The following is a 23681-nucleotide window of genomic DNA, read 5'->3' as shown; positions in this document are numbered from 1 at the left end:
GACTTTCGTGAGCATCGACCTCGCCGCACTCCCGCACGACTTCCTGTGGGGCACGGCCACGGCGGCCTACCAGATCGAGGGAGCCGTGTCGGAGGACGGCCGCTCGCCGTCGATCTGGGACACCTTCTCGCACACCCCCGGCAAGGTCGCGGGCGGCGACACCGGCGACATCGCCTGCGACCACTACCACCGCTGGCGCGAGGACATCGACCTCATGCGCCAACTGGGCACCAATGCCTACCGGTTGTCCATCGCCTGGCCGCGCGTGATGCCGGGGGGTGACGGCCCGGTCAACCCGAAGGGCCTCGACTTCTACGACGAGTTGACCGACACCCTCCTGGCCGCCGGCATCACCCCGTCCGTCACCCTCTACCACTGGGACCTGCCCCAGGTGCTCCAGGACCGGGGCGGCTGGCCCGCACGCGACACCGCGGAGCACTTCGCCGCGTACGCCTCGGTCGTGGCCGGGCGACTGGGCGACAGAGTGAACCACTGGGCCACGCTCAACGAACCGCTGTGCTCGGCCTGGATCGGCCATCTGGAAGGCACGATGGCCCCCGGCCTGAGGGACCTCACGGCCGCCGTCCGCGCCTCCTACCACCTGCTCCTCGGCCACGGCCTGGCCACGCGGGCGATCCGCGCCGCGGCCCCGTCCGCCCAGGTCGGCATCGTCACCAACCTCTCGACGATCCACGCCGCCACCGACCGGCCGGCCGACCTCGACGCCGCCCGCCGCATGGACGGCCACACCAACCGGTGGTGGCTCGACCCGATCCACGACCGCGGCTTCCCGGCGGACATGCGCGAGGTCTACGGAGTAGAACTCCCGGAGCGGGAAGGTGACTTGACGACGATCGCCGCCCCCCTGGACTGGCTCGGCCTCAACTACTACATGCCGCTCACCGTCGCCGACGACCCCACCGGACCGGCCCCACAAGCCCGTCAGGTCCCCCGCCCCGGCGTGCGGCGCACCGGCATGGACTGGGAGATCGACGCGAACGGCATCGAGACCCTCCTGCTCCGCCTCACGAACGAGTACGGCGCCCGCAAGCTCTATGTCACCGAGAACGGCTCCGCCTACCCCGACGTCATGCGCCCCGACGGGACGATCCACGACCCGGAACGCCAGGAGTACCTGATCGACCACCTGGCCGCATGCGCATCCGCCGCCCGCAAGGGCGCCCCACTGGCGGGCTATTTCGCCTGGTCCCTCCTGGACAACTTCGAGTGGGCCTACGGCTACGACAAGCGCTTCGGCCTGATCCACGTCGACTACGGGACGCAGCGGCGCACGATCAAGGGGACGGGGTATCGGTACGCGGATGTCATCCGGGCGCATGGGGAGGGGGTGCGGAGGGCGGCCTGAAGGGCTTGAGCGGCTTGAGTGGCTTGAGCGGCCACCGTTCTCACGGGTCAACGCCGTTTCCCTGGCTCATGTGCCCTGGATGTGCCCTGGGGCGCCTGCCTGAGCCACTCACCCGCGAACAGGCGGGCGCCCCAGCGCCAACCGTGTCACGCTCGGCCAGCCGGCCGCCCCGCCGCTGACCCGCGGTGCGTGGGGGCGACGGCGCGGCACACGCACTCGGAGCACCCCGGGCGCGCTGCGGCACACGACCGGTGACGGCATAACGACGTGTTCTCCGTCGATGCCGACCGGGAGGGTGTCCGTGTCGGCCTCGACGACGACTTCCCCGGCGCTCAGCCGGATGAGTCCCCCGGAGCGCGGACCGCCTACCATTCGCGCCGCTTGAGCGGTGTTGCCGACCCGCACGCACACCACGCCGAGGAGTCCCGAGTCCAGCCGCTGCCTACGCCCCGGATGGGCCGCGTCGACGGCACGACCGTAGGGATTGTTGCTGACGAGGAGCGCCTGAAGTCCGTCGACGTACGTCCGGTCGGCCCGGGTCCGCAGCCTGGGCGCGTCCTCGCCGGTGAGGAGGCCGGGGAGAGTGCGCAGGGTCGTGCGGGCTTTGGCGTCCCGGTACGCGGGGTCGGTGACGATGGACGCGTACGTGCCGAACGAGGCGTTGTTGACGAAGACCCGGTCCGCCGCGTACCCGAGATCGATGCGGAGTTCGACGCCGTCGGTCAGGGCTTCCAGGGCCGCCGCCGGATCGTCGCGGTCGAGGCCGAGGTCGAGGGCGAAGTGGTTGCGGGTACCGGCGGGAATCACGACGAACGGCAGGTCCTGGCGTGCCGCCACCTCGGCCACCAGCGCCTGGGTGCCGTCGCCGCCCGCCACCGCCAGGAGATCGGCTCCCTCGGCGACGGCCTGCCGGGCCAGTTCGGCGACATCCTGGCCGCCTTCGAGCAGGACCACCCGGCAGCCGACCGCCCGGGCCTTGTCGACCAGGTGGAAACGACCCACCTTGCCGCCGCCGGAGCGCGGATTCATGACGATCCAGGGGCTGTGGGGCGCCTCGGCGACCGCCTGCCCGGACGTGGTGCGCCCGGGGCTCGGGGCCGTACGCGCCGCCGTGACGGCCAGGACCCACAGAGCCAGGGACAGCAAGGCCGGCCCCAGCATGCCGAACGTGGCATAGAGGGCCAGGACAGCGACCGGCGCCACCACCGACAGGACCGCCCCGAGAGCACGGAGCGCTCCGGTGTGCGCCAGGGTCCACCACACCCCGACGGCGGCCAGCGCCAGTCCGGCGATGCCCGCCAGCGCCCACAGCACGCTCCGCAGACCGGCGGCGACGAGCGGCACCAGGATGCTTCCCAGCAGGGCGAGCACGGCGAGGCGGGCCCGTCCCCGAGGGCCCATAGGTACGGCTGGGCTCACCCCTCCCGGTCCCCTCGTGCTCCCGTCGCGTCGCACTAGGCCGGTGGCCGCTTCTCGTAGGGGCGGCGCTCCTCGTACACCGGGCGCTCCTCGGACAGCTCGAAGACGTTGCCGCGCTGGACCACGCACAGGGCCCAGATGATGAAGCCCGAGATGGTGATCATCACGACCGACCAGACCGGGTAGTACGGCAGGGAGAGGAAGTTGGCGATGATGACGAGGCCGGCGATGGCCACGCCGGCGACGCGCGCCCACGTCGCGGCCCGGAGCAGCCCGAAGCTGACGATCACGGCGACCGCGCCCAGAGCCAGGTGGACCCAGCCCCAGCCGGTCAGGTCGAACTCGAACACGTAGTTGCGCGTCGTGAGGAAGATGTCGTCCTCGGCGATGGCCATGATGCCCCGGAAGATGTCGAGCAGGCCGACGAGGAAGAGCATCACGGCCGCGAAGGCCGTCAGGCCGGTTGCCCATTCCTGCTTCGCTGTGTGTGCCGGACGGGTGTGTGTCGCGGTCATCTTGCGCCTCGTTTCTGTGGTGCGGATGCTCAGCGATGGGCGGTGCGGGAGGTGGAGCCCGAGTGCTCAGCCGGACCGTGGCCGCTCAGGACCAGGTCCTTCGCCCTGCGGAACTCCTCGTCCGTGATGTCGCCGCGGGCGCGGATCTCGGACAGCTTGGCGAGTTCGTCGATGCTGCTGGTCCGGCCGCCGGCCGCGGTCTCCCGGATGTAGGTGTTGAACTCCTCCTGCTGCGCGCGCGCCTGCGCGACCTCCCGGCGGCCCATGTTCTTGCCGCGGGCGACCACGTAGACGAAGACGCCCAGGAAGGGCAGCACGATGGTGAACACCAGCCACCCGGCCTTCGCCCAGCCGCTCAGGTGATCGTCCCGGAAGATGTCGACGACCACACGGAAGAGCAGCACGAACCACATGATCCACAGGAAGAACAGGAGCATGCTCCAGAAGACGCTCAGCAGGGGATAGTCGTACGCCAGGTACGTCTGCGCGCTCATGTCTCTCCTCCGTCCCGGGCGTCGGCCCGGCCGCCGTTGCGTGCTGTCTTCAGCGTGAGCACGGCGAGGGCGGTCGGCCTCACCCGATGCGGGTGAGCGTGCGGCAGCCCCGTAGCCTGGTCGACCCGCTCCGGCGGCCGGATCAGGGGTCGCTCTTCGCACGGCCGCGGCGTGGGGCGGCCTTCCGGTACCAGGTGGTGGAGGCGACGTACTCGCCGAGGGCCAGGCCCGAGACGGCCACCAGGAAGACGGCGATCAGCCAGGAGAGGAACGTGAAGACGGGGCCCAGGGGGCCGAACTCGTCCAGGCTGCGCTCCATGGCCGTGGGCACCAGCACGCGGGCGGACAGGCTCAGCAGGACCGTGCCGGCGCCCGCCAGCAGCGCTCCCGGCAGCAGGCTCCGCCAGCCGATCCGGCCGCCCAGCAGCAGATGCTGGGACCACCACCACAGCAGTGCCGCCGAGAGCAGGGACAGCACCAGCCCGGTCACCGCGCCGGCGCCGAACCCGCTGCGCACCGGCGCCTGGAGCAGGAGGAAGGCCAGCCAGACGACCAGCCACAGCAGCCAGCGCCAGACCGCGGTCCGCACGGGGGCACGCGGCAGGTGCCAGCACCGCTCGCACACCGCCTGAAGCGCGCGGCTGAACGCCGTGGCCGACACCAGTGTCACCACCACGCCCACGGCGCCGGCGGTGCTCTCCGTCGTGCCGGTGGCGGAGAAGACCTCGCGCAACTCGTCGAGGGTGTCGCCGCGCACCCCCAGAACCGCCCGGAGGGAGTCGGCCAGCAGGTCCTGCAGCCAGCCGGGGGCGAACGCCGCGACGGTCATCAGCAGCGGGAGCGCGGTGAGGAACGCCTGCGCGGCGAGCCGTACGGAGCCCTCCACGACGTTGAGCGCCGACAGGCGGGACAGCAGCCGGGCGGCGGCCCCGGACCGCAGAACCGCCGCGACCCGCGCCGCCGTGCGTCTGCGGGACGCGTGCCCGAGGCCGGGTTTCCCGACCATGACTCACGGGGCCGCCCGTTCCGTCGCCTGGTCCGCCGCACGGCCGGCCGGTCCGGCGGCCGCCGCGAGGATCGCCAGGATGATCAGGACGGCCAGGGCGATGCCGAGAACGAGGGCCACCGCGCCGACCGTGGGGTGGTTCCAGAGCACCAGCGTCAGCGCTCCCGCCGCGATCACGCCACCGGTGATCCACGCCCGGTGGTCCGTCAGCCAGCGACCTGTGGACCCGGTGGGCACTCCGGCGCGGCGCAGCCTCCGGCCGGCGGCCGTCGTGCTCCGGTCCGCCGCCGTGCGGACGGCGCGGGCGGGGCGTCCGGGACCGTACAGGTACGCGACCAGTGCCGTGATCACCGCGACGACCAGCAGGGTGCGCGTGCCGTCCCGCAGGAAGCGGACGAACGTGTCATAGATCGCCGCGGCCGCGTCAGTGGGCAGTGCGTCGGGCGGGACCGAGTCCAGATAGACCCGTCTGACGACGGCGAGCGCGACGAGGAGCACCGCCATCATCACGCCGACACCGGTCGCGGTGATCATCAGCATCACCCGGTGTGCCGGAGCGGTCCACACGGCGAGCGCGGCGAGTACCACGGTCAGGACAGGCAGCCAGGTGCCGAGGATGTCCAGCAGTCGCATCGTGTCCTGCGCCTTGCCCAGTTCCTCCGTCTCGAACAGTGTGATCGTCCGGTTGGTGTCCGGGATGGCGGCCGCCTTGTCGAAGCCCGCGTCGACGAGCCGCTCCCGTACCTGGTCGACTACCTCTCCCACGTCCAGTCGGACGGTGTCGCCCTCGGCGCGCACGGCGCCCTCGCGCTCTCCGGTGAGCATGTTCACCACCGCGGCGTGCGAGCGCCGGTTGGCGCCCTCCCACACCTGCTGGAAGGCGTCGCTGGTGATCACGCGGGTGACGGTGCGGTCGACGACGGTCCTGACCGCGTTGCGCAGCGGACCCTCGAGGGACTCGGCCCCCGCCACGACGCGGGGTGGTGCCCCGGCGTCCTGAAGGGCCTTGACGAGCGAGTCCGTCACCGCCGCGACGTCCACGTTGGCCACCACACGGTCCGTGAGCCGGTTGATCACGACCTCCTGTACGGCCGGCTCGGACGCCAGCGGCGCGACGGTCTTCACGTACCGGTCGGTGTCGGAGACCGTGTCCTGGACCCAGGCCGCGACGACGGCCAGGGGCGCGAGCAGCAGGGCGAGCAGGAGGAGGACCGAGGAGCCGACCCGGCGCAGCCGCCGGTGGCGCACCGCCGCGTGGCGGCGCAGTCGCTCGTACTCCGCTCGTTCCTCGGCGGTCATGACGTGCTGCTGGTGCGAGGCGCCGCCGGAGTTCGGCGGATCCGGGGTCGCGGCCGGGTTCATGGTGCTCCCTTCCGGGTGTGTGCCGCTCCGGCTGTGACGGTCGTCGCTCGGGATGACGGTGGAGGAGCGACCGCAGGGTGCCGGTGCGTCTGCCGCGCCCGCCGAAGGGGCAGGCCGCGGTGTCAGTCCGTCCCGGCGGGGGAATGCGGCCCCGGGGGGTGCGTCTTTCGGAGTGCGGCCCGCCACGTGAGGGCGACCGTCGTCTCGCCCAGGCCGAGCAGGACCAGCCACAGGCCGAGCAGCCGGGTCAGCGCGCGGGCCGACTCGGCCGGCAGGGCGAGCACCACGATCCCCGCGACGATGCCCAGCACCGCGGCGCCCAGGACGACGCCACGGTGCGGAAGGTCCGTGGTGGCGATGGCCGTGTAGAGGGTGAGGATGCCGGACACCAGCCAGACGACCCCGACGATCAGTGAGAGCGCGGCGATGGTCTGCAGCGGGTTCCGCAGGCACAGCACTCCGGCGAGGACGCACAGCACGGACAGGAGCAGCCCCGGGAGCCGTTCGTGCCCGCCGCGTGCGAAGACGTCCACGAACCGGAACGCCCCGGTCACCAGCAGCTGCAGGCCGATGAGGACCGCCAGGACGTGCAGGGTCGCCTCCGGCCAGACCAGTACCAGGAGGCCCAGCACCAGGGTCGCGACGGCCGAGGCCAGGAGCCAGGTCCATGAACGGCCGAGCCGCGCCAGTGCTTGCGCGGGGTCGTCGAGCGGACCTGGGGCGGCCCTGTCGGGCTCGTGTTCCTGCCCGGTGCGCGATGCCGGACCACGCGGCATGGTCATGGCTCCTCCTCGCGTGATCGGGGGGTCGCTTCCGGACCGCCGACGGGGCGGCGTGTGCGGGGTGTGCGGTGGGGCGCCGTGCGACGGATCTGACCGCTCCAGGGTCACGCCTGTGACCGGGTGCCGGGGTCACCCACCAAGGGTGATCCGTCGGCGCCGCCATGGCGGTGAGGTGGAATCTCCAGCGCCTGTCCCTCGGCCTTCCGGCTGGACGGAAAGAAGGGACACGAGATGAGCGATCCGAGCACTGCCCGGCCGGACTCCACCCGGTCCGGCCCGGACGCGCACCGGCGGCGCCGGCCGCTTCGCCCCCGCCGGTGGGCGGCGGCCGTCGCCGCCGCCCGCGCCGCGCTCATCGCCGTCGGCCTCGTCACCGCCTACTACCTGCTGCCTCTGGACGAGCGCGGTACGGCCGGCGCGTCGGCGCTGCTCGTGTGCGGCCTGGTGGCGGTGCTGCTGGTGTTCGGGTGGGAGGTGCGGGCCATCGTGCGCTCACCCCACCCGCGCCTGAAGGCCATCGAGGCCCTGGCCGCCACGCTCGTGCTGTTCCTGGTCCTCTTCGCGGGCGCCTACTACCTGCTGGACCGCTCCGACGCGGGCTCCTTCAGCGAGCCGCTGACCAGGACGGACGCCCTGTACTTCACACTCACCACCTTCAGCACCGTCGGCTACGGGGACATCACCGCACGTTCCCAGACCGGGCGCGTGCTGACGATGGCGCAGATGGCGGGAGGGCTGCTGCTCGTGGGCGTCGCCGCACGGGTGCTGACGAGCGCGGTCCAGGCGGGGCTGCGTCGGCAGCACCGCGGGCCGTCGGCCGAGCCACGTTCCGGCACCGACGCCGGGACGCCGGACGAGGAGGCTGGACCATGACCGTACCCAGCGCTTTCACCGCGTCGCTGTCCCCGGCCGAGCGAGCGGCTTACGGCAGGAACGCGCGCAGGCGGGCGTCGCGTTCGTCGCACGGCTGGTACGAGACCGCACAGGAGCGACCCGACCCCATCGAGGTGATAGTGCGCCAGTCTGACGAACGGGTACCGGAGTTGGTGCCGATCCGCTACGGCCGCATGCTGGAGTCGCCGTTCCGCTTCTACCGCGGCGCGGCCGCGGTCATGGCGGCAGACCTGGCCCCTCTCCCCAGCACCGGGCTGCAGGCGCAGCTCTGCGGGGACGCCCACCCGCTGAACTTCCGGCTGCTGGCGTCACCGGAGCGCCGTCTGGTCTTCGACATCAACGACTTCGACGAGACCCTGCCCGGGCCGTTCGAATGGGACGTCAAGCGGCTGGCGGCCGGCTTCGTGACGGCGGCGCGGGCGAACGGCTTCTCGGTCAAGGAGCAGAACAACACCGTACGAGCCTGTGTGCGGGCGTACCGGGAGCGGATGCGCGTGTTCGCCGGCATGCGCACCCTGGACATCTGGTACGCCCAGGACGACGCCGACCGGATGCGGGAGCTGCTGGCCTCGTCGATGAGCAGGGGGGCCGGACAGCGTATCGACAGAGCCACGGCGCAGGCACGTACGCGTACTCATCTCCGTGCCTTCGCGAAGCTCACCCGCGTCACGGCCGACGGCCGGCGCATCGCACCGGACCCACCGCTGATCACCCCGCTCGGTCAGCTGTCGGCCGATCCGTCCGAGGCCGGGCGGGAGAAGGAACTCCAGAGCCTCGTGGCCGGTTATGCGCGGACCCTGCCGGCCGAACGCCGGCACCTGTTGCGCCACTACCGCCTGGTGGACATGGCCCGGAAGGTGGTGGGCGTCGGCAGCGTCGGTACGCGCTGCTGGGTGCTGCTCCTGCTCGGCAGGGACGACGACGATCCCCTGCTGTTGCAGGCCAAGGAGGCCCAGGAGTCGGTGCTGGCCGCTCACACGGGCGGCGAACGCTACGACAACCAGGGCCGCCGGGTGGTGGCCGGGCAGCGCCTGATGCAGACCGCCGGCGACATCTTCCTCGGCTGGACGCACGTCGTGGGCCTCGACGGGAAGGGCCGGGACTTCTACGTACGCCAGCTGTGGGACTGGAAGGGCATCGCACGGCCGGAGACCATGGGGCCGGGTCTGCTCTCCCTCTTCGGCCAGCTGTGCGGGGCATCCCTGGCACGGGCCCACGCCCGCTCGGGCGATCCCATCGCCCTCACCGCCTACCTGGGCGGCAGCGACCGCTTCGACCGCGCGCTCACCGAGTTCGCCCAGTCCTACGCCGACCAGAACGAGCGGGACTTCGGGGCGCTGGGGGCCGCCTGCCGCTCCGGCCGGATCAGGGCGGAGCGGCTCTGAGTGGACCCTTGCCGGTCACGAGCGAGGAGCTAAGAGGGCGACGAGGGAGGCAAGGGAAGTGTGTGCCCCTCGGAGGGCGGGCGCCCGCATCGCATCCGAGGGCCGGGCACGGACCCGTCACCGGGCTTGCGCACGGGTAAGCGTTCAGCGGGCCGGCCGCTGCATACGAACTTCCGCAGCCGATCCCGGTATCGGACACCGCACGGTCCCGTCACTCCGGCAGCTGCCGCATCTCCAAGACACGCAGTCCCAGTGACTGGCAGCGTGCCAGCAGCCCGTACAGATGCGCTTCGTCCACGACAGGGCCGAACAGCACGGTCTGGCCGGACATCACCACGTTGCCCAGCTCCGGAAAAGCTTTGGCCAGCGTTTCCGACAGGTGTCCCTCGATTCGGATCTCGTAGCGCACGAGCTGTCCTTCCAAGGACTGCTTCGGACAGGCGGACGTCGTCCTTCCCTGCGATCGTGCGCCTCCGTGCTTCTTCGGGCCTCACCCGGTACAGGTGACCCGTCACCGGGCGACGGACGCCAGGGATCAATGGGTCAGAACAATCTTGAGGGAGATGATCAGCAGGCCGAGCAACAGGTTGACCGACGCGGTGGCGGCCATGAGCCGCCGCGAAGCACCGGCGCGGCGCGCCGCGGCCACGGACCAGCCCACCTGGCCGGCCACGGCGACGCCGAGAGCCAGCCAGAGGGCACCTCGCACATCCAGGCCGAAGAGCGGGCTGACGGCCACCGCGGCGGCCGGCGGGACGGCGGCCTTGACGATCGGCCACTCGTCGCGGCACACGTTCAGCACGACCCGGCGGTCCGGCGCCTGTTGTGCCAGGCGCGCCCCGAACAGCTGGGCATGCACGTGCGCGATCCAGAACACCACACCGGTGAGCAACAGCAGCAGCACCAGCTCGGTGCGGGGGAACGAGCCCAGGGAGCCGGCGCCGATCACCACGGAGGCCGCGAGCATGGAACCGTAGACGCCGCCCGTGTAGTCCGCGTGGGCCCGGCGCTCGGCGAGGCGTTCAGCGCGGGCCGTGGCCGGGCCGGTCCTGATCCTGGTCACCGGTGACTCCCTCCGGACTCAGCGCGTCGATCCGGTCGCCCCGGCCGGAGCGCCGGCGTCCGGCCGCCGAGGACGGCTCTCCCGCGCGGTCGGCAGGTGCGGTGTGACCAGGAAACTGGCGAGAGCGATGCCACCGGTGGCCAGGATCGCCGCCTTCAGACCGTCCAGCTGCGCGGAGGCGTAGGAGTCCGCGACCGCGTCGACCTGGGACGACGGTAGTCCGGCACGCTCGGCCGCCGAGCGCACCTGATCGGTGGAGACAAAGGTGACCCCGGCCTCGAGAGCGACACCGACCTGCTCACGGGTCTGTTCGGACAGCTGCGGATCGTCGTCCACCTGCGTGGTGAAGGCGTGGGCCAGCGCCCCGATGAGAATCGACCCGATGAGCGCGGTGCCCAGGGCCGAGCCCAGATTCTGTGCCGTGAACTGGAGCCCTCCGGCCTCACTGCGTTCCTCCTCGCCGACGCCGGACTGGACGACGTTGCCCAGTTGCGAGGCGAGCAGGCCGACACCCACGCCCAGCAGGGCCATGGCACCGGCGAACTGTGCGTCGTCGATGACCGGGTCGATGGTGGCCAGCAGCCACACGATGGCCGCCGTCAGGGTCAACAGGGCCAGGCGAACCACCCGGCGCGGCCCCCACACCCGTCCCAGCGAGGACGCGGAAAGGGAGGCCACCAGCATCGTGGCGGACACCGGGAGGAGGCGCAGGCCCGTCTCGAAGGCGTCGAATCCCTGCACCACCTGCAGGTACAGCGGGATGGTGAAGAACAGCCCCAGCAGGATGAGGTTCTGGCTCAGCAGCGTCATCAGGCCGGAGCGCAGCACGGGTCTGCCCAGCAGGGACAGGTGTACGAGGGGGTCGGCGCCCTGGTGCTCCCGCCGCCGTTCCCAGTGCCGGAAAACGGCCAGGACGGCCGCCCCCGCGCCGACGACGAACAGCGTCGGAGCGAAGCCGAGGACGGTGAAGGGAGGGTTACGGGGCTGCACCCATCCCCAGGTGCTGCTCTGCAGCACCCCGAGCACGCCCAGGCCCAGTCCGGCCGCGGAGAGTGCCGCGCCGACCCCGTCCAGCCGGGGGCGCGGGCCGGTCGGGGCGGGCGTCGCGATCACCCGGCGGCACAGCAGGACGGCCACGACGACCACGACCTCGCCGGCGAAGACCAGCCGCCAGGTCAGGTACGTCGTCACCCAGCCGCCCAGCAGCGGGCCGATCGCGATCCCGGCGCCGGCAAGGCCGCCGATCACCGCGTAGGCGATGGCCCGGTCCTTCCCGTGATACGTCTCCGCGACGAGGGCGGCCATGGCCGGCAGCACCATGGCCGCTCCGAGCCCCTCGATGACGGACCAGCCCAGCGTGAGGACCCACAGAGTGGGCGCCACGGCGGTCAGGGCCGACCCCACGCCGTAGACGACCAGCCCCAGCAGGAACATACGGCGACGCCCCAGGATGTCCCCGAACCTGCCGCCGACGATCATGAACGCCGCCATGACCAGCGCGTACAGAGTGATGACGGCCTGGATGGCGGTGACCTCCGTGTCGAAGTCCTCGACCAGCTGACTGATGGAGACGTTCATGACGGAGGTGTCCAGGACCATCAAGAACTGGGCCGCACCGAGGACGATCAGAGCCCGCCAGTGCCTCACGGTGTCCACCTCGCAGAGTTGTCCCGCCCAGGTACGCCGCCGGATCAGGCGGTGCGGAGGGCCGGCGCACGCCTCGCCGCTCCTCCCATCGCATCCCGAGCACGCGCCCCGTGCCTCACCCGCGACGGGGGAAGGGCTGCGCCGCGGTGGTGTCTGCCGGTGGGAAGGGCGGGCGCGGAGGGACTTCGGCGGTGAGCCAGGCGGCCGCAGCCCGCGGGGCCCGCAGGCGCGTCCGGGACAGCGCATGTGAGCGACGAACCATGACGAAAAGAGAGAGGAGCCCTCCCCTGAACGTTCACAGCAGCCGGAGGTCGCGCGCGCGGCGCACCGCGTCGCTTCGCCGGTTCACCGCCAGCTTCCGGTACACGCTCTTGAGGTGGGTCTTCACCGTGTTCACCGACACGTACAGATCGGCGGCGACCTCCTCCGTCGACATCATCCGGGCCAGCCGCTCCAGGACGTCACGCTCGCGTCCGCTCAGCTCCACCACGACGAGTGGCGAGGGCAGCGAATCCGGGCCGGGCTGCTCACCCCGTCGCGCCGGGGACGGGCCGGGCGTGAGCCAGCCCGCTGCCAGCTCGTGCAGTGAGGCCGTGGCCAGCAGTGGCCGGATCCACGCTCCGGCATCCAGGAACGGACGCCGCAGCCGCTCGCGCCGGGCGTCGAGGAGCGCCTGTGCCACGAGCCTGCGGGCTGTGGCGGTGTCTCCCGCTCCCTGCGCGGCCTGAGCCCTCAGCAGCGCTGCCCTCACGGCTACCGCCGGACCCGTCCCGCCCTGGGTGCGGATGCTGTCGAGCAGCTCGACGGCCGCCTCGGGACGCCCTGCGGCGAACTGGATCGCCGCGGCCTGCACAGCACACTCCGGCTGGTCGCCGGACACGCCCTGGAGTACCTCGGTGGCTTCGTCCGGCCGTCCTTCGGCCAGGTGAGCGGCGGAGGCGATAAGCGCTTCATGGCTTGCCGCCCAAGGTGAGGCCACGGCGGCGGAGACGGCCGGGTCCGCCGCCTCGACGGCGGCCCGTGCCCTGCCCCTGGCCATCAGCAGACGAGCTGTGGCGAGGGCTCGTCCCGCCGCCGGCACCGGATCACGCGTTCCTGAGGGGAGGCCCACTTCGTCGAGGAGGGCTTGGGCCCGGTCCAATTCATGGCGGTCCACGGCCACGGCGGCCAGGACCAGCCGTTCGATGCCGGAGCCGGACGGCTGGGGCAGACCGACCCGCTCCGCCTCGGACACCGCTGCGAGGGCCTTGCGTTCCGCCCGGCCCAGCCAGCCGTTCAGATAGTCGAGCAGGGCCAGATGCCCCATCGCCTCCTTCCTGGGCAGCGCGGTGGAGGCTCCGCCGGGAGTACCCGCCACGGTGGTCAGGGCAGCGCGCGCGTCCTCGAAACGCCCGGCCCACAGACGCGCCGATCCCAGATGAGTCAGCAGCAGAGCGGGGAGTTCGGGATGCTTGTCCAGGAGGTGCTCCGGGACTTCCCGCCGCAGTTCGTCGGCCGCTTCGGCGGCCTTCTCGGCCCGTGGGGGACATCCGGTCAGCCGGGCGGCCAGTGCCTCCAGCAGCGCGCAGCTCAGCTGGGCAGCCGCCAGGTCGGGCGCGTCGTCGGCCAGGTGCTCCTCGGCATTGCGCAGGCGGGCCAGACCGTGGTCCAGGTCGCACCGGGACAGGGCATGGGCCGCGCGTACGAGGTTCGTCGCCGGACTCCTGGCCTCGGGCCCCATCCGGGAGAACACCTGGGTCAGGTCACCCGAGCGCAGGCCGGTGAAGAGCTGTCCGATCGCCAGGTCGTCTATGAGGGCACCCGCGGCGAAATCCCAGTCTCCCGCGGCGGCGCCGTGGGCGAGTGTCTCCGGCAGGAATCCGTGACGACGCATCCACCGCGCGGCCCGCCGGTGGAGTTCCGGCTCCAGGCCGGGCAGGCGCTCGCGCAGATGGGCCCGGAGTATCTCCCCGAACAGCGGATGAAGCTGATACCACGAGTGCCCGAGGTGCTCGACGAACGCGTTGGCGCGGTGCAGCCCGGCGAGAACGGGTTCGGCATCGGCCCGGAGGGTCAGCGCGTCGGCCAGACCGGGACAGAAACGCTCCAGGACGCTCACGCGCAGCAGGAGGTCCTGTGTCTCCTCCGGCTGTCTCTTGAGGACCTCGGCCAGCAGGAAGTCCGCGACCGTGGTGCGGTCCGCCTCGAACTCCTTCAGGTAGAGCTCCGGGTCGGCGCTCTCCCGCGCGGCCAGGGCGGACAGGCGCAGCCCGGCGGCCCAGCCCCGGGTGCGGTCCACCAAGGCGCGCGCGGCGTGGACCGGAAGGCTCAGACCGTGCAGCTCCAGCAGTGCGAGGGCCTCCTCGGGGGTGAAGGCCAGCTCGGCGGCGCGGATCTCCGTCAGCTCGCCGGCCGCCCGGTAACGGTGCAGCGGAAGCAGCGGTTCGGTGCGCGTGACGAGGACGAGGTGCAGGCCGCGCCCGGCGTGGTGCAGTACGAACTCCAACTGCTCCGCGACCTCCGGGGCGGTCACGCGGTCGTACTCGTCGAGGACGAGCACCACGGACCGGTCGCGATCGTTCAGCTCGGCGGCGAGGGCTGCCAGCAGCTTCTGGTCCACCCCGGTCGCGTCCGCGGGGGCCCCGACCGCGTCGGACGCCGGTGCACCGCAATCGCGCAGTGCCTGAAGGACGTATGCCCAGAAGACCCCCGGACGTCGATCCCCCACCTCGACGGTGAGCCAGGCGACCGGCGGCCGCAGTCCGGCTGCCCAGTCGGCGGCCAGCAGGGTCTTGCCGGCCCCGGCCGCGCCGTTGAGCAGTGTCAACGGTGTCCGCAGAGCCTGGTCGAGGTGATCGACGAGCCGTTGCCGCCGCAGGAACGTGGCGGGCCTCGCGGGGAGGGCGAATCGGATACGCAGGAACGGGTCTCCCAGGGGATCGGCGCACGGAACCGCCGGAACGATCGGAACGGCCGGTCCTTGGGCGTTGTCGTGGTTCTCGGCCATGGAGCTCACCACCCCTGTCCGCCAGGGTCACGTCACGAGCAGCGCTCCCTCCCAGCATCCCAGTCCTCCTGCCCCGGCGCGCGGCACAGCCGGCCACTGGCCCGTTCACCAGTCTGCTGGTCAGCTCAAGGCCGAGTCGCCTTGCAGGGCGGGTCGGAAAGCATGGAGCGCGTCTCCCCCCGGCTGGATGATGCCGTAACTGCTCTCCGGCACCTCGTTCCATGCGCCGGAGAGAGCGCCCAGCGGTTCTGACACGACGAGACGGGTCTCGTCGGAGACGTCCCGCAGGAACGCGGCATCCGGATGGAGTGCACGCAGGGCGTCCACCTTGGTGCTGAAGTACAACGACCGTGAGCGGCCCTCGCTGGAGTAGCGGAAGGCCCATACGCGTTCGCCGTCGGCTACTGCGAGGGTCATCTGCAGCGGGTATGGGATGTCGTGCGCGTGCCCCGCTTCCTCGACCAGGCCGGCCATACGCGCCACGGCACCGGGAGGATCCTCCGTCAGACCGAAGGTGAGGGCCAGGAAGAACATGAGCTCCGAGTCGGTGGAACCCTCGATGTCGGGATACAGCGCCGGATCGACGGCCAGTGCGAGCTCCCGCCGGAGCCGCTGGAACCCGCTGATCGCCCCGTTGTGCATCCACATCCATCGACCGCTGCGGAAGGGGTGGCAGTTGGTCTGTTGCACGGCAGTCCCGGTCGAGGCCCTGATGTGCGCGAAGAACAGGCCCGAGCGAACGTGGTGGGCGACCTCCAGCAGATTGCGGTTGTTCCAGGCGGGACCGACCTCCCGCAGCACCGCCGGAGTGTCCGTGTCCTGCGTGTACCAGCCGACACCGAAACCATCGCCGTTGGTCGTCTCCACCCCCATGCGGGAGTGCAGGCTCTGGTCGATCAAGGAGTGTTCTGGCTTGAACAGGACCTGGCTGAGAAGGATGGGTGTACCCGAGTAGGCGATCCAGCGGCACATCCTGGGCCCCCGGTTTCATGTATCGGCAGGTATCGGCAGGTATAGCGAGCCGTGTTGTCGCTGAGGTCCGCGGACCTGGTCAGGCGGCTCGTGACGGTTTGTGAAGTCCGCTTACGGCCACTGTGGTTGCCGTACCCCGCTGCTGGTATCCGTCCTGCGACGAGGACGGATACCAGCCCGAGACAGGGGCGGGAGAGCTCGCTCAGGGCTTGCTCCGGCTCTGGGCTTCCGCTTCGGCCATGGCCTCGGCCTCGGCCTCGGCCAACGCGATGGTGATGCCGAGTGCCTCGGTGATGTGAGTTGCGGCCGACATGACGCGTGCCGTGCCGACGACTGGGGCGATGGCAACGAGAACGTCCTGTAGTTGCTCGGCGGTCAGATCGGCCTTGACGGCAGGGTCGACATGCGCGAGGTAGGAGATCGCCGGTGCATCCATGGCCGCGAGCGCGGCCAGGCGGGTGAGAATGAACGTTCTCTCGTCCAGGCCGCAGCGCTCGATCGAGTCGACCGTCATGGCGGCGAGCGTGTCGAGAACGGGGGTGTCGGACCGTGTGGCCATGTACGTCTGCCTTCCGGTGCTGTGAGGAGCCGACACGCGCCATCCTGTTGACCACAGGAACCCTCACGCGTCGGTCTTTTCCTCATCCACGGTAGGAGCCGTGAGAGCCGAGCGCATGTTGGGCTGAGCGGGTGATCGCTGCTTCAACATGGGCGGCTGGAAGCGCGCTCTGGGGGCCGCCGACGTGATACCTCCCCGTGAGCGGGGCGCGAGGTACCTCCAGGCAGCACCGCGCGGGGGAGAGCATCAAGGCGCTCTCGGAGTACCTCGGGCACTCGTACCGGGCTTCACGCTGCGGACGTACACGCACCTGCCGGCGTCCAGCGAGACCCGCACGCGCATGGCGATAGACGACGCCTTCACGGAAGCCGAAGCAGGAGACGACGGTGGCCAATCCGCCGCCCATGGCGCTTCAGCCCCGTCGGAGACAAGAAGACACCCTTTTGCCCTCAACGCGCCCTGGCCGCCTGACGTGCTGCTCGCGGCGCATGAAGAGGGCGGGAGTCGAAACCCGCCCGATCCATCGGCTCGGTACTGGCGGCGTCACGATCGACCAGCGGTCAGCACGTCGGCAAGTTCCCGCAGGTCCCGCGCGCTGTAGTTGGGCCGTGTCATCGTCTGCGGGTACACGCAGGCGCCGCGCCGCAGCCAGGCGCCGGCCAGCCCGGCGCGCCGGGCTCCGTCGATGTCCCAGGGGTGCACGGCCACCAGCACGGCCTGGTCGGGCTGTACGCGGGCCCGTTCGACGGCGTGGTGGTAGGCGGCCGGAGCCGGTTTCCAGCAGCGGGGGCCTCGTACGTCCCACAAAGCCTCGAAGCGGTGCAGCAGTCCGGCCTTGCCCAGCAGCCGCTCGGCCAGGTCGACGCTGCCGTTGGTCATCGCCGTCAGCCGATAGCCCGCATCGCTCAACTTCCGCACCCCGTCCGGCACATCGGGATGCACGTCCAGCTGGGTGAAGCCGTCCAGCACATGTTGGACCGCGCCCTCCTCGTCTCCCGACCAGCCCTCCAGCCCGGACAGCACCGTCCGTACACCGTCCCGGGCAACGGCCGCGAAGTCCGCGTACCCACCGGCAGCTGTCAGCGCGAACCCGTCCCGCAGCACCCCCGCGAACCAGCCCGGCATCAAGTACCCGGGCACCCCGATGTCCTCGAAGCGGCTGCGCAGCGAGTCGAGATCACTGAGCGTCTCGTTGACGTCGAAGACGATGACCTGGTGCTGGTCGGCAGGCATGCTTCCTCCGCTTCACTTTCTCGATGCCGTGTCCGTCCCACCCGGGCAGGGCATACGTAGGTAGCCGTACGCCGATGCCGGACGTGACGTCCATCAAGCTGCGAGTACCCGCCCGGCGTCCAATTCCTGAGGCAGCCGGATCTCTGCACCTGCTTCAGGTTGCTGCCAGGGCATGGGGAGACGGAGTCCGCGGGTGGTCCGGGTCCGGAGCCGCACGGAGTCATCGCGGCCGTGGCTGTGTTCCAGCATGCGGGCCAGGGCTTCTCGGATTCGGGTCGCCGGCTCGTCGATGCAGATACGTTCCTCCGCGTAGGCGTGGATGAGTGGGTGAAGCCGGAACCGGTGCGGCGCGGTTCGTTGGATCAGGTGCGCCGCCGTCAGGGTGGCGAGGTGGATCTCGGCAACGGCGGGCGGTTCACCCAGGAGCGCGGCGGCCGCGCCGGCATCCACCTCCTGTGGCGGATGGAGCGCCAGCAGACGCAGCAGCCGCCGTGCGCCCCTCGGCAGCCGAGCGTAGGAGGAGGCCAGCGCGGCCCGTCCGCCGTCTTCGAGGGCCAGGGTGATCAGGGGCTCGATGTAGTAGTCGCCGAGCGCCCAGCAGGGGTGGTCCCGCATGTGCCGGCCGATGCCCGACAGTGCCAGCGGGAGATGGCCCAGCAGGTCCGCGATCTGCTGGACGGCTGGGGTGTCCGGGGCAATGCGATCGGCTCCCGCCGTTGCCCGCAGCAGTTCCAGGGAGTCGTCGGGCTCGAGCGGCGATACCGGCATGCGGTGGGTGTCGCCGAGGCCGGTCAGGGTGGATCGGCTGGTGATCAGAGTACGGCTGCCACGGGTCGCGGGCAGGAGCGGCCGTACCTGTTCCGTGTCCGTCGCGTCGTCCAGGACGATCAGCGCGCCGGTTCCCGCCAGCAACTGGCGGTAGCGGGCCGCTCGTGCGTCGAGTCCGTACGGAATGCGATCTCCGGGAACGCCGAGCAGGCGCAGGAAGGTCTCCAGTACGGCGGCGGGGTCGGCGGGCGGGCCCTGTGGTGCGGAACCTCGGAGGTTCACGAAGAGGACGGGCGCGTCGGTACGCTCCTCGACGAGCAGCTGGTGGGCGACATGCAGGGCAAGTGACGTCTTTCCCACGCCCGGCATGCCCTCCAGCGCCAGTGTCTGCAGATCGCCGTCGGCGGTCAGCAGAGCTCGTGCACGGGCCACCAGGCCGGCCCTGCCGACGAACGAGGGGAGTCCTGCGGGCAGTCGGTCGTAGGCGCTGACTTGTGCGGCGGCCTCGGCCTCGCCGAGCACCGCGCGCAGTGACTGCCGCCAGTTCGAGACGATGGCCTCTTCGGAGCCGACGAGGGCCTGCACCACGGCCAGCAACAGGTCGGCGTTGGGCCGACGACGGCCGAGTTGGAAGCAGTTGCCCACGGTCGAGCGGGCCGGCCACTCGCTGCGGGGCCGCCCGGCCTGCTGCCAGTCCCGGTGGATGCGCCGCGTGATCTCGGTGATCGACGGGTTGCCCACCCACGCCTTCAACAGCCGCAGTTCCGCGATGTATTCGTCTAACGTGCGGGCTTTGCCCGGATCCAGTACCTGCGGCACGAACATCCTCCCCCATGGGACACCTGGGCCACGACCAACTTGGAACGGTCGTTTCAAGTTAGGCGAAGTGGGGCTGTGGCTGTCAAGCAGTTTCCATGTGTTGACGTCCGGCCACGGAGCGCATCCAGGATCATCCACGATCTGTCCGGAAGCCCAGATTCCGTCCCGATGCTGAGGCCCGATCCCGCTCACCGGCACCCCGGGAGTCCCGGCAGACCCCAGGTGCCCCGTTCCAGGACAGGAGTCCGTGCACAGCCATGCCTGACATCGGTGTGTCCCTACGCCCCGTCGGCGGCAGCGTCGTCGTGGGCCAGGCCAGAGACCACACGGTCACCATCGACCGGCCCAAGGAGAAGGAGGGGACCGACGCCGGCCCCATGGGCGGGGAGCTGCTGCTCCTGGCTCTCGGCGGGTGCTACGTGAGCACCTTCCTCGCCGCCTTGAAGGCCGAGGACCCGCAGGCCGACGCCTCCGAGATCAGCTTCCAGGTCGACGGAAGCCTCGTGAGCGCGCCGACTCGATTCTCCGAAATCACCGTGCAGGTGTCGGCGCCCGTCGCCCTCCGGGACCTGATCTCCAAGCCCCTGCTCAAGGCCGAGCGGGGCTGCATCGTCCACAACTCGATCCGCGACGCCGTGTCGGTCCGCTTCACCCACGAGTGGCGCTGACGCTCCCCCCACCGAAGGAGACAAGACCGTGGAAATACAGCACACCACGATGCAGGACAGCCCGAGCCGGGACCGCGGCATGGCGGCCATGGCGATGCAGGCGAGCGGCATGCAGCACGAGTCCATGGAGGGTGTGGCCCCGGGCACGCGGCGCGTCACGATCGTCGGCGCCGGCTTCTCGGGCACGCTCACCGCCATCCGGCTGCTCCACTTCGCCGATGAACCCCTGGAGATATGCCTGATAGAGCGGGAGGAGGGCTACCGCTACGGCGGTATCGCCTTCGGAAGGGCGTCCACCAACTGGGAGCACATGCTCAACATCCAGGCCGGCCGCATCACCCTGCGCCGCGAACGCCCGGAGGACTTCCTGGAGTGGGCCAATGAGGAGGCGGACCGCTCCGAATGGCCGCGGAAGTGGCAGTACCACACCTTCGGTGTGGCCTGTGTCGTGCCGCGGCGGATCTTCCGGCAGTACCTGGCCGAGCGGCTGCGTGACGCGGCCGCCGACGCCCACGCCGAGGTGACCCTGTGCGAGCTCACCGGTGAGGTCATCGACGTACACCGGCAGGCCGACGGCTACGTCGTCAAGTACGCCGACGCCGGAGAGCAGGGCGGCGTACACAATCTGCCGTCGGACCAGGTGATCCTCGCGACCGGTCACCTCTCGCCGGTGCAGGCGCCCTTCTACCACCGCATCAAGGACTGCGACCGCTTCCTCGCCGATCCCTACGCCCCCGGCGCGCAGGACTGGTTCCAGGCAGTGGGCGCCGAGGAGAGCGTCCTCGTCACGGGCTCCGCGCTGTCGGCCTTCGACACGGTGATCTCCCTCATCCACGCCGGCCACCGGGGACAGATCCTGATCTGCTCGCGTGGCGGCCACATGCACGGCACCTACCCCGTCGACCACGAGCACGACATCTGGCAGGCCCGCCGGCCGCCCTTCCTCGACGCCAAGAAGCTCACCTCCGAGATGGTGGTCGAGGGGATCAGGGCGGAGTACGCCCACCTGCGCGCCGAGCACGGGGTGGAGCCGGGCAGCGCGCTCGACGCGGTCTTCCCCGAGCGGGTCATGAAGGCGTGGGAGCCGTACGTCATCGAGCTGATCTCCCGCATGGACGCCCGCGACGTGCGGATGCTGCTCGACAAGTACAAGAGCCTGATCGTCACCAACCGCACCAGCACCGTGAGGGAGATCGGCGGCGTTGTACGCAGCCGGATGCGCGGATACAACGGCGCCCCGAAGACCGTCGAGGCCCTGGCCGCCGACATCCAGGACATGCGCCCCGTCGAGGACGGCACGAAGATCCGGGTGGTCTTCGCCGACCAGCCGGACATCGTCGTCGACCGGGTCGTCAACTGCCTGGGTAACAAGACCGATTACGAGCGCACCGACCACCCCCTGTGGCACGGCCTGGTCAACGGACACGGCTACGCGCAGCCGCAGACCAAGACCCACCGGGGCATCGAGGTCGGCGCCCACGGTCAACTCATCGCCGCCGACGGCACGGTGGCAGCGGGTCTGTTCGGCGTCGGCCCGATGCGCCAGGGCGACGAGACCACCCGCCGCGGCCGGCTCGGCGCGTTCGTGTTCAGCATCGGCACCCTGCGCAACCAGTGCTTCGACACGGCAATGGAGGTGCTGCGCCGCCTCGAATCCGCCAGCGACGAGGGGCAGATGGACATTCCCGACGGCATCCACCACTGCCTGATCCGCAGCAGCGACTGGATCGCCGCCGACCTCGCCGGCGAGGAACCGCAGGCCACCCGCCTGCGTAAGCGCCTGCAGGACTACGCCCGCGACAACGCCTACCCCAATGCCGTCAACTACCTGCAGGCCCAGGACCGCACCGAGCGCCGCAAATACCGCGCCATCCTGGACGACGACCTGGCCGACTTCGGCGCCGCCCTGGGCCGCGAGTTCGGACTCGCCCCGCAGCAGGCCCGGCGGACCATCTCCCTGCTGGCCACGCTCGTGCAGAAGCACGCGGTCCACAACCTGTGCGACATCACCAAGCTGGCGGGCTGGGACTCCCAGTACGCCGAGCAGGTCAAGCACGCCCCGAAGAAGGGCGCGTGATGGCAGAGCACAACGAGCAGGAGCTGCTGAGCCGGCTGTTCATGGTCCGGCACGGCGAATCGACCTGCAATTCCGTCCACCGCATCGCCGGGCAGCGCGACGCCCCCCTGACCTTCCTCGGCCGGATCCAGGCCGAGAAGGTCGCCAAGGGCCACCGTGGGCAGCACTTCGACCGCGTCTACGTCTCCCCGCTGACCCGCGCCTTCGAGACCGCCAACACCATCTTCGGCAGGGACGCCCCCGGCGCGGACGTCCCCGAGGCCGTGGTCGACGAGCGCCTGATGGAGCGCGACTTCGGCAGCTACACGCTGGAGAGCAAGTCCATCCTCCAGCGCCGCCACGGCATCGCCGAGTACGAGCGTGCCATGAACGCCGACAGCCCGACCATGTACGGCGGCGAGACGTTCCAGCAGTTCAAGGACCGCGTGCACGGCTTCTACGAGGAGGAGTTGCTGCCCGCGCTGCGGCGCGGCGAGACCGTCTGTGTGGTCTCACACAAGTACGTCGTCGAGTTGATCTGCCGGTTCATCCTGGACCGTCCGGCCGACGAGTCGTACGACCTGCGGCTGCCCAACTCCCAGATGCTGCAGGGCGACCGGATCCACAGCTACGTCAAGAACGAGAACAAGACCATGAACATGGTCTACGACTGGATCGTCGTCAACCATCCCGTGGTCTTCTGCGCGGGCCTGGCAGCGGGCCTGATGGCCAACCTGGCGGGAGCGCGGATCTCCGCCTCGCCCTATGTACTGCTCCTCCTACTGGTGCTGGCCAGTGTCATCACCATGTGCCGCATCGAGCTGGAGAACGCGCGAGCCTTCGTGACGGACCGCGGCACGCTGAGGTCCGTGGCCCTGCGCTACCTCGCCCTGCCGATCGCCTTCGCGGCCTTGGTGCGCTGGTCGGACGCAGGCAGTACGAGTACGGCGGCGATCGCCGCGGTGTTCCTCGCCACGCCCAGCTCGGTGGTGGCGATGACCGTCAGCCGCTGCCTCGGCGGGATGATCATGCCGACGTTCGCGCAGGTCCTGCTCTCCTCGCTGGCCGCGACGCTGTCGTTCTCGACCGTCCTCGCCCTGACCTTGCACGAGGACATCGCCCCGGCCATCGCCATCAGCGCCGCCACCTCCACCGGCGTCGTCACCGCGGTCTACCTCCTGGTCAAACGCCTGAGGGAACGCTCGCCCGTCCGCACGGCCAAGTACGGCGAGCGCAACGGATACGTGGCGGTGCTGCTGCTCACCGCGTTCATCGTGCTGGTCTGCCTCAAGCTCGACCTGGACGGCTTCACCACCTACGCGCCCACAGCCGCGGGCATCGCCCTCGGCCTGCGCCTGGTCGCCACCCTGCTCAAGCGCCGCCGCCACGTCCAGACGCTCGACGACTACACCGCGATGACCTACCCGAACGTGTTCGTCGTGGTCATCATCGCCGCGCTGACCGGCAACGGGCCGCTGGAGCAGGTGGCGATCTGGACCCTGCTGCCGATGTTCGTCCTGTCCTTCTTCGACAGTTGGTACGCCCGCCACCTCGTCGTCGCCCCCGACGACCCGCGCTGGCCCGACGTACTCGCGCTCAAGGACCGTCCGTCGGCCGAGCAGCATGCCGTCGCCCCCGTCCGCGTCCTTGAAGACCCCGACGCCCGGCTTTCCGCGAGGAGTTGACC

The 23681-nt window shown here is 70.7% G+C and carries 20 protein-coding genes and 1 pseudogene; 7 read left to right on the top strand and 14 right to left on the bottom strand.

Features of this window, described 5'->3' with window-relative positions; translation table 11 throughout:
- The first annotated feature begins 7 nt into the window (after positions 1 to 7).
- Complete coding sequence (locus tag ACI2L1_RS13395; protein ID WP_404739452.1) at positions 8 to 1366, top strand: GH1 family beta-glucosidase; 1359 nt, start codon at positions 8 to 10, stop codon at positions 1364 to 1366.
- 108 nt (positions 1367 to 1474) lie between these two features.
- Here ACI2L1_RS13395 and ACI2L1_RS13390 read toward each other — a convergent pair whose 3' ends face one another.
- From ACI2L1_RS13390 to ACI2L1_RS13365, 6 genes are all read right to left on the bottom strand, one after another.
- Entirely contained in the window at positions 1475 to 2767 is a 1293-nt protein-coding gene (locus ACI2L1_RS13390) for a diacylglycerol/lipid kinase family protein (RefSeq protein WP_404739507.1), read from the bottom strand.
- A 53-nt stretch (positions 2768 to 2820) separates the two neighbouring features.
- Positions 2821 to 3300: a hypothetical protein gene (locus tag ACI2L1_RS13385; protein ID WP_404739451.1), complete on the bottom strand. Its 480-nt coding sequence runs from the start codon at positions 3298 to 3300 to the stop codon at positions 2821 to 2823.
- Positions 3301 to 3329: 29 nt separating this feature from the next.
- Entirely contained in the window at positions 3330 to 3794 is a 465-nt protein-coding gene (locus ACI2L1_RS13380; protein WP_404739450.1) for an SHOCT domain-containing protein, read from the bottom strand.
- A 142-nt stretch (positions 3795 to 3936) separates the two neighbouring features.
- Positions 3937 to 4800, bottom strand: a complete 864-nt coding sequence (locus ACI2L1_RS13375; protein ID WP_404739449.1) for a ribonuclease BN — start codon at positions 4798 to 4800, stop codon at positions 3937 to 3939.
- A 3-nt stretch (positions 4801 to 4803) separates the two neighbouring features.
- Complete coding sequence (locus tag ACI2L1_RS13370) at positions 4804 to 6162, bottom strand: hypothetical protein (protein WP_404739448.1); 1359 nt, start codon at positions 6160 to 6162, stop codon at positions 4804 to 4806.
- A gap of 122 nt (positions 6163 to 6284) precedes the next feature.
- A complete protein-coding gene (locus ACI2L1_RS13365) occupies positions 6285 to 6944 on the bottom strand; it encodes an HdeD family acid-resistance protein (protein ID WP_404739447.1) in 660 nt (219 codons plus the stop codon).
- A 231-nt stretch (positions 6945 to 7175) separates the two neighbouring features.
- On the opposite strand from ACI2L1_RS13365, the gene ACI2L1_RS13360 reads away from it, so the two are divergent.
- Together ACI2L1_RS13360 and ACI2L1_RS13355 are read left to right on the top strand one after the other, a co-directional pair.
- Entirely contained in the window at positions 7176 to 7817 is a 642-nt protein-coding gene (locus ACI2L1_RS13360) for a potassium channel family protein (RefSeq protein ID WP_404739446.1), read from the top strand.
- The gene (locus ACI2L1_RS13355; RefSeq protein WP_404739445.1) at positions 7814 to 9223 is read left to right on the top strand and encodes a DUF2252 domain-containing protein; all 1410 of its coding nucleotides are present in this window, start codon (positions 7814 to 7816) and stop codon (positions 9221 to 9223) included. Before ACI2L1_RS13360 ends, ACI2L1_RS13355 begins: the two co-directional genes overlap by 4 nt.
- A gap of 211 nt (positions 9224 to 9434) precedes the next feature.
- Here the strand turns inward: ACI2L1_RS13355 and ACI2L1_RS13350 are convergent, their stop codons facing one another.
- From ACI2L1_RS13350 to ACI2L1_RS13325, 6 genes are all read right to left on the bottom strand, one after another.
- Positions 9435 to 9632, bottom strand: coding sequence for a hypothetical protein (locus tag ACI2L1_RS13350; protein ID WP_404739444.1), 198 nt, complete (start codon positions 9630 to 9632; stop codon positions 9435 to 9437).
- 126 nt (positions 9633 to 9758) lie between these two features.
- The gene (locus ACI2L1_RS13345) at positions 9759 to 10286 is read right to left on the bottom strand and encodes a hypothetical protein (RefSeq protein WP_404739443.1); all 528 of its coding nucleotides are present in this window, start codon (positions 10284 to 10286) and stop codon (positions 9759 to 9761) included.
- Positions 10287 to 10304: 18 nt separating this feature from the next.
- The gene (locus ACI2L1_RS13340; protein WP_404739442.1) at positions 10305 to 11933 is read right to left on the bottom strand and encodes an MFS transporter; all 1629 of its coding nucleotides are present in this window, start codon (positions 11931 to 11933) and stop codon (positions 10305 to 10307) included.
- 295 nt (positions 11934 to 12228) lie between these two features.
- A complete protein-coding gene (locus ACI2L1_RS13335) occupies positions 12229 to 14919 on the bottom strand; it encodes a LuxR C-terminal-related transcriptional regulator (RefSeq protein WP_404739441.1) in 2691 nt (896 codons plus the stop codon).
- A gap of 120 nt (positions 14920 to 15039) precedes the next feature.
- Positions 15040 to 15891 carry a class II glutamine amidotransferase gene (locus tag ACI2L1_RS13330; protein ID WP_404739440.1) on the bottom strand — a complete coding sequence of 284 codons (852 nt, stop codon included), beginning with the start codon at positions 15889 to 15891 and terminating at the stop codon, positions 15040 to 15042.
- A 202-nt stretch (positions 15892 to 16093) separates the two neighbouring features.
- Positions 16094 to 16450, bottom strand: coding sequence for a carboxymuconolactone decarboxylase family protein (locus tag ACI2L1_RS13325; protein WP_404739439.1), 357 nt, complete (start codon positions 16448 to 16450; stop codon positions 16094 to 16096).
- Positions 16451 to 16592: 142 nt separating this feature from the next.
- Here ACI2L1_RS13325 and ACI2L1_RS13320 point away from each other — a divergent pair.
- Positions 16593 to 16921 (top strand): annotated as a pseudogene (locus ACI2L1_RS13320) (site-specific integrase); the annotation flags it as partial.
- A gap of 72 nt (positions 16922 to 16993) precedes the next feature.
- On the opposite strand, the gene ACI2L1_RS13315 reads toward ACI2L1_RS13320, so the two are convergent.
- Positions 16994 to 17683 carry a haloacid dehalogenase type II gene (locus ACI2L1_RS13315; RefSeq protein ID WP_404739438.1) on the bottom strand — a complete coding sequence of 230 codons (690 nt, stop codon included), beginning with the start codon at positions 17681 to 17683 and terminating at the stop codon, positions 16994 to 16996.
- A 93-nt stretch (positions 17684 to 17776) separates the two neighbouring features.
- Positions 17777 to 19270 carry an NB-ARC domain-containing protein gene (locus ACI2L1_RS13310; protein WP_404739437.1) on the bottom strand — a complete coding sequence of 498 codons (1494 nt, stop codon included), beginning with the start codon at positions 19268 to 19270 and terminating at the stop codon, positions 17777 to 17779.
- A gap of 257 nt (positions 19271 to 19527) precedes the next feature.
- Here ACI2L1_RS13310 and ACI2L1_RS13305 point away from each other — a divergent pair, with 257 nt between their 5' ends.
- The 3 genes from ACI2L1_RS13305 to ACI2L1_RS13295 are packed head-to-tail and all read left to right on the top strand — an operon-like array spanning position 19528 to position 23679.
- The gene (locus tag ACI2L1_RS13305) at positions 19528 to 19938 is read left to right on the top strand and encodes an OsmC family protein (RefSeq protein WP_404739436.1); all 411 of its coding nucleotides are present in this window, start codon (positions 19528 to 19530) and stop codon (positions 19936 to 19938) included.
- A 28-nt stretch (positions 19939 to 19966) separates the two neighbouring features.
- Positions 19967 to 22015 carry an FAD/NAD(P)-binding protein gene (locus ACI2L1_RS13300; protein WP_404739435.1) on the top strand — a complete coding sequence of 683 codons (2049 nt, stop codon included), beginning with the start codon at positions 19967 to 19969 and terminating at the stop codon, positions 22013 to 22015.
- The gene (locus tag ACI2L1_RS13295; protein ID WP_404739434.1) at positions 22015 to 23679 is read left to right on the top strand and encodes a histidine phosphatase family protein; all 1665 of its coding nucleotides are present in this window, start codon (positions 22015 to 22017) and stop codon (positions 23677 to 23679) included. Before ACI2L1_RS13300 ends, ACI2L1_RS13295 begins: the two co-directional genes overlap by 1 nt.
- The last annotated feature ends 2 nt before the right edge of the window (positions 23680 to 23681 follow it).

Source organism: Streptomyces sp. NPDC019531 (assembly GCF_044903305.1).
In the GTDB taxonomy this organism is placed as follows: Bacteria; Actinomycetota; Actinomycetes; order Streptomycetales; family Streptomycetaceae; genus Streptomyces.
Note: the sequence above shows the minus strand (reverse complement) of the source record. Positions and strands in the feature narration are given on the sequence as shown.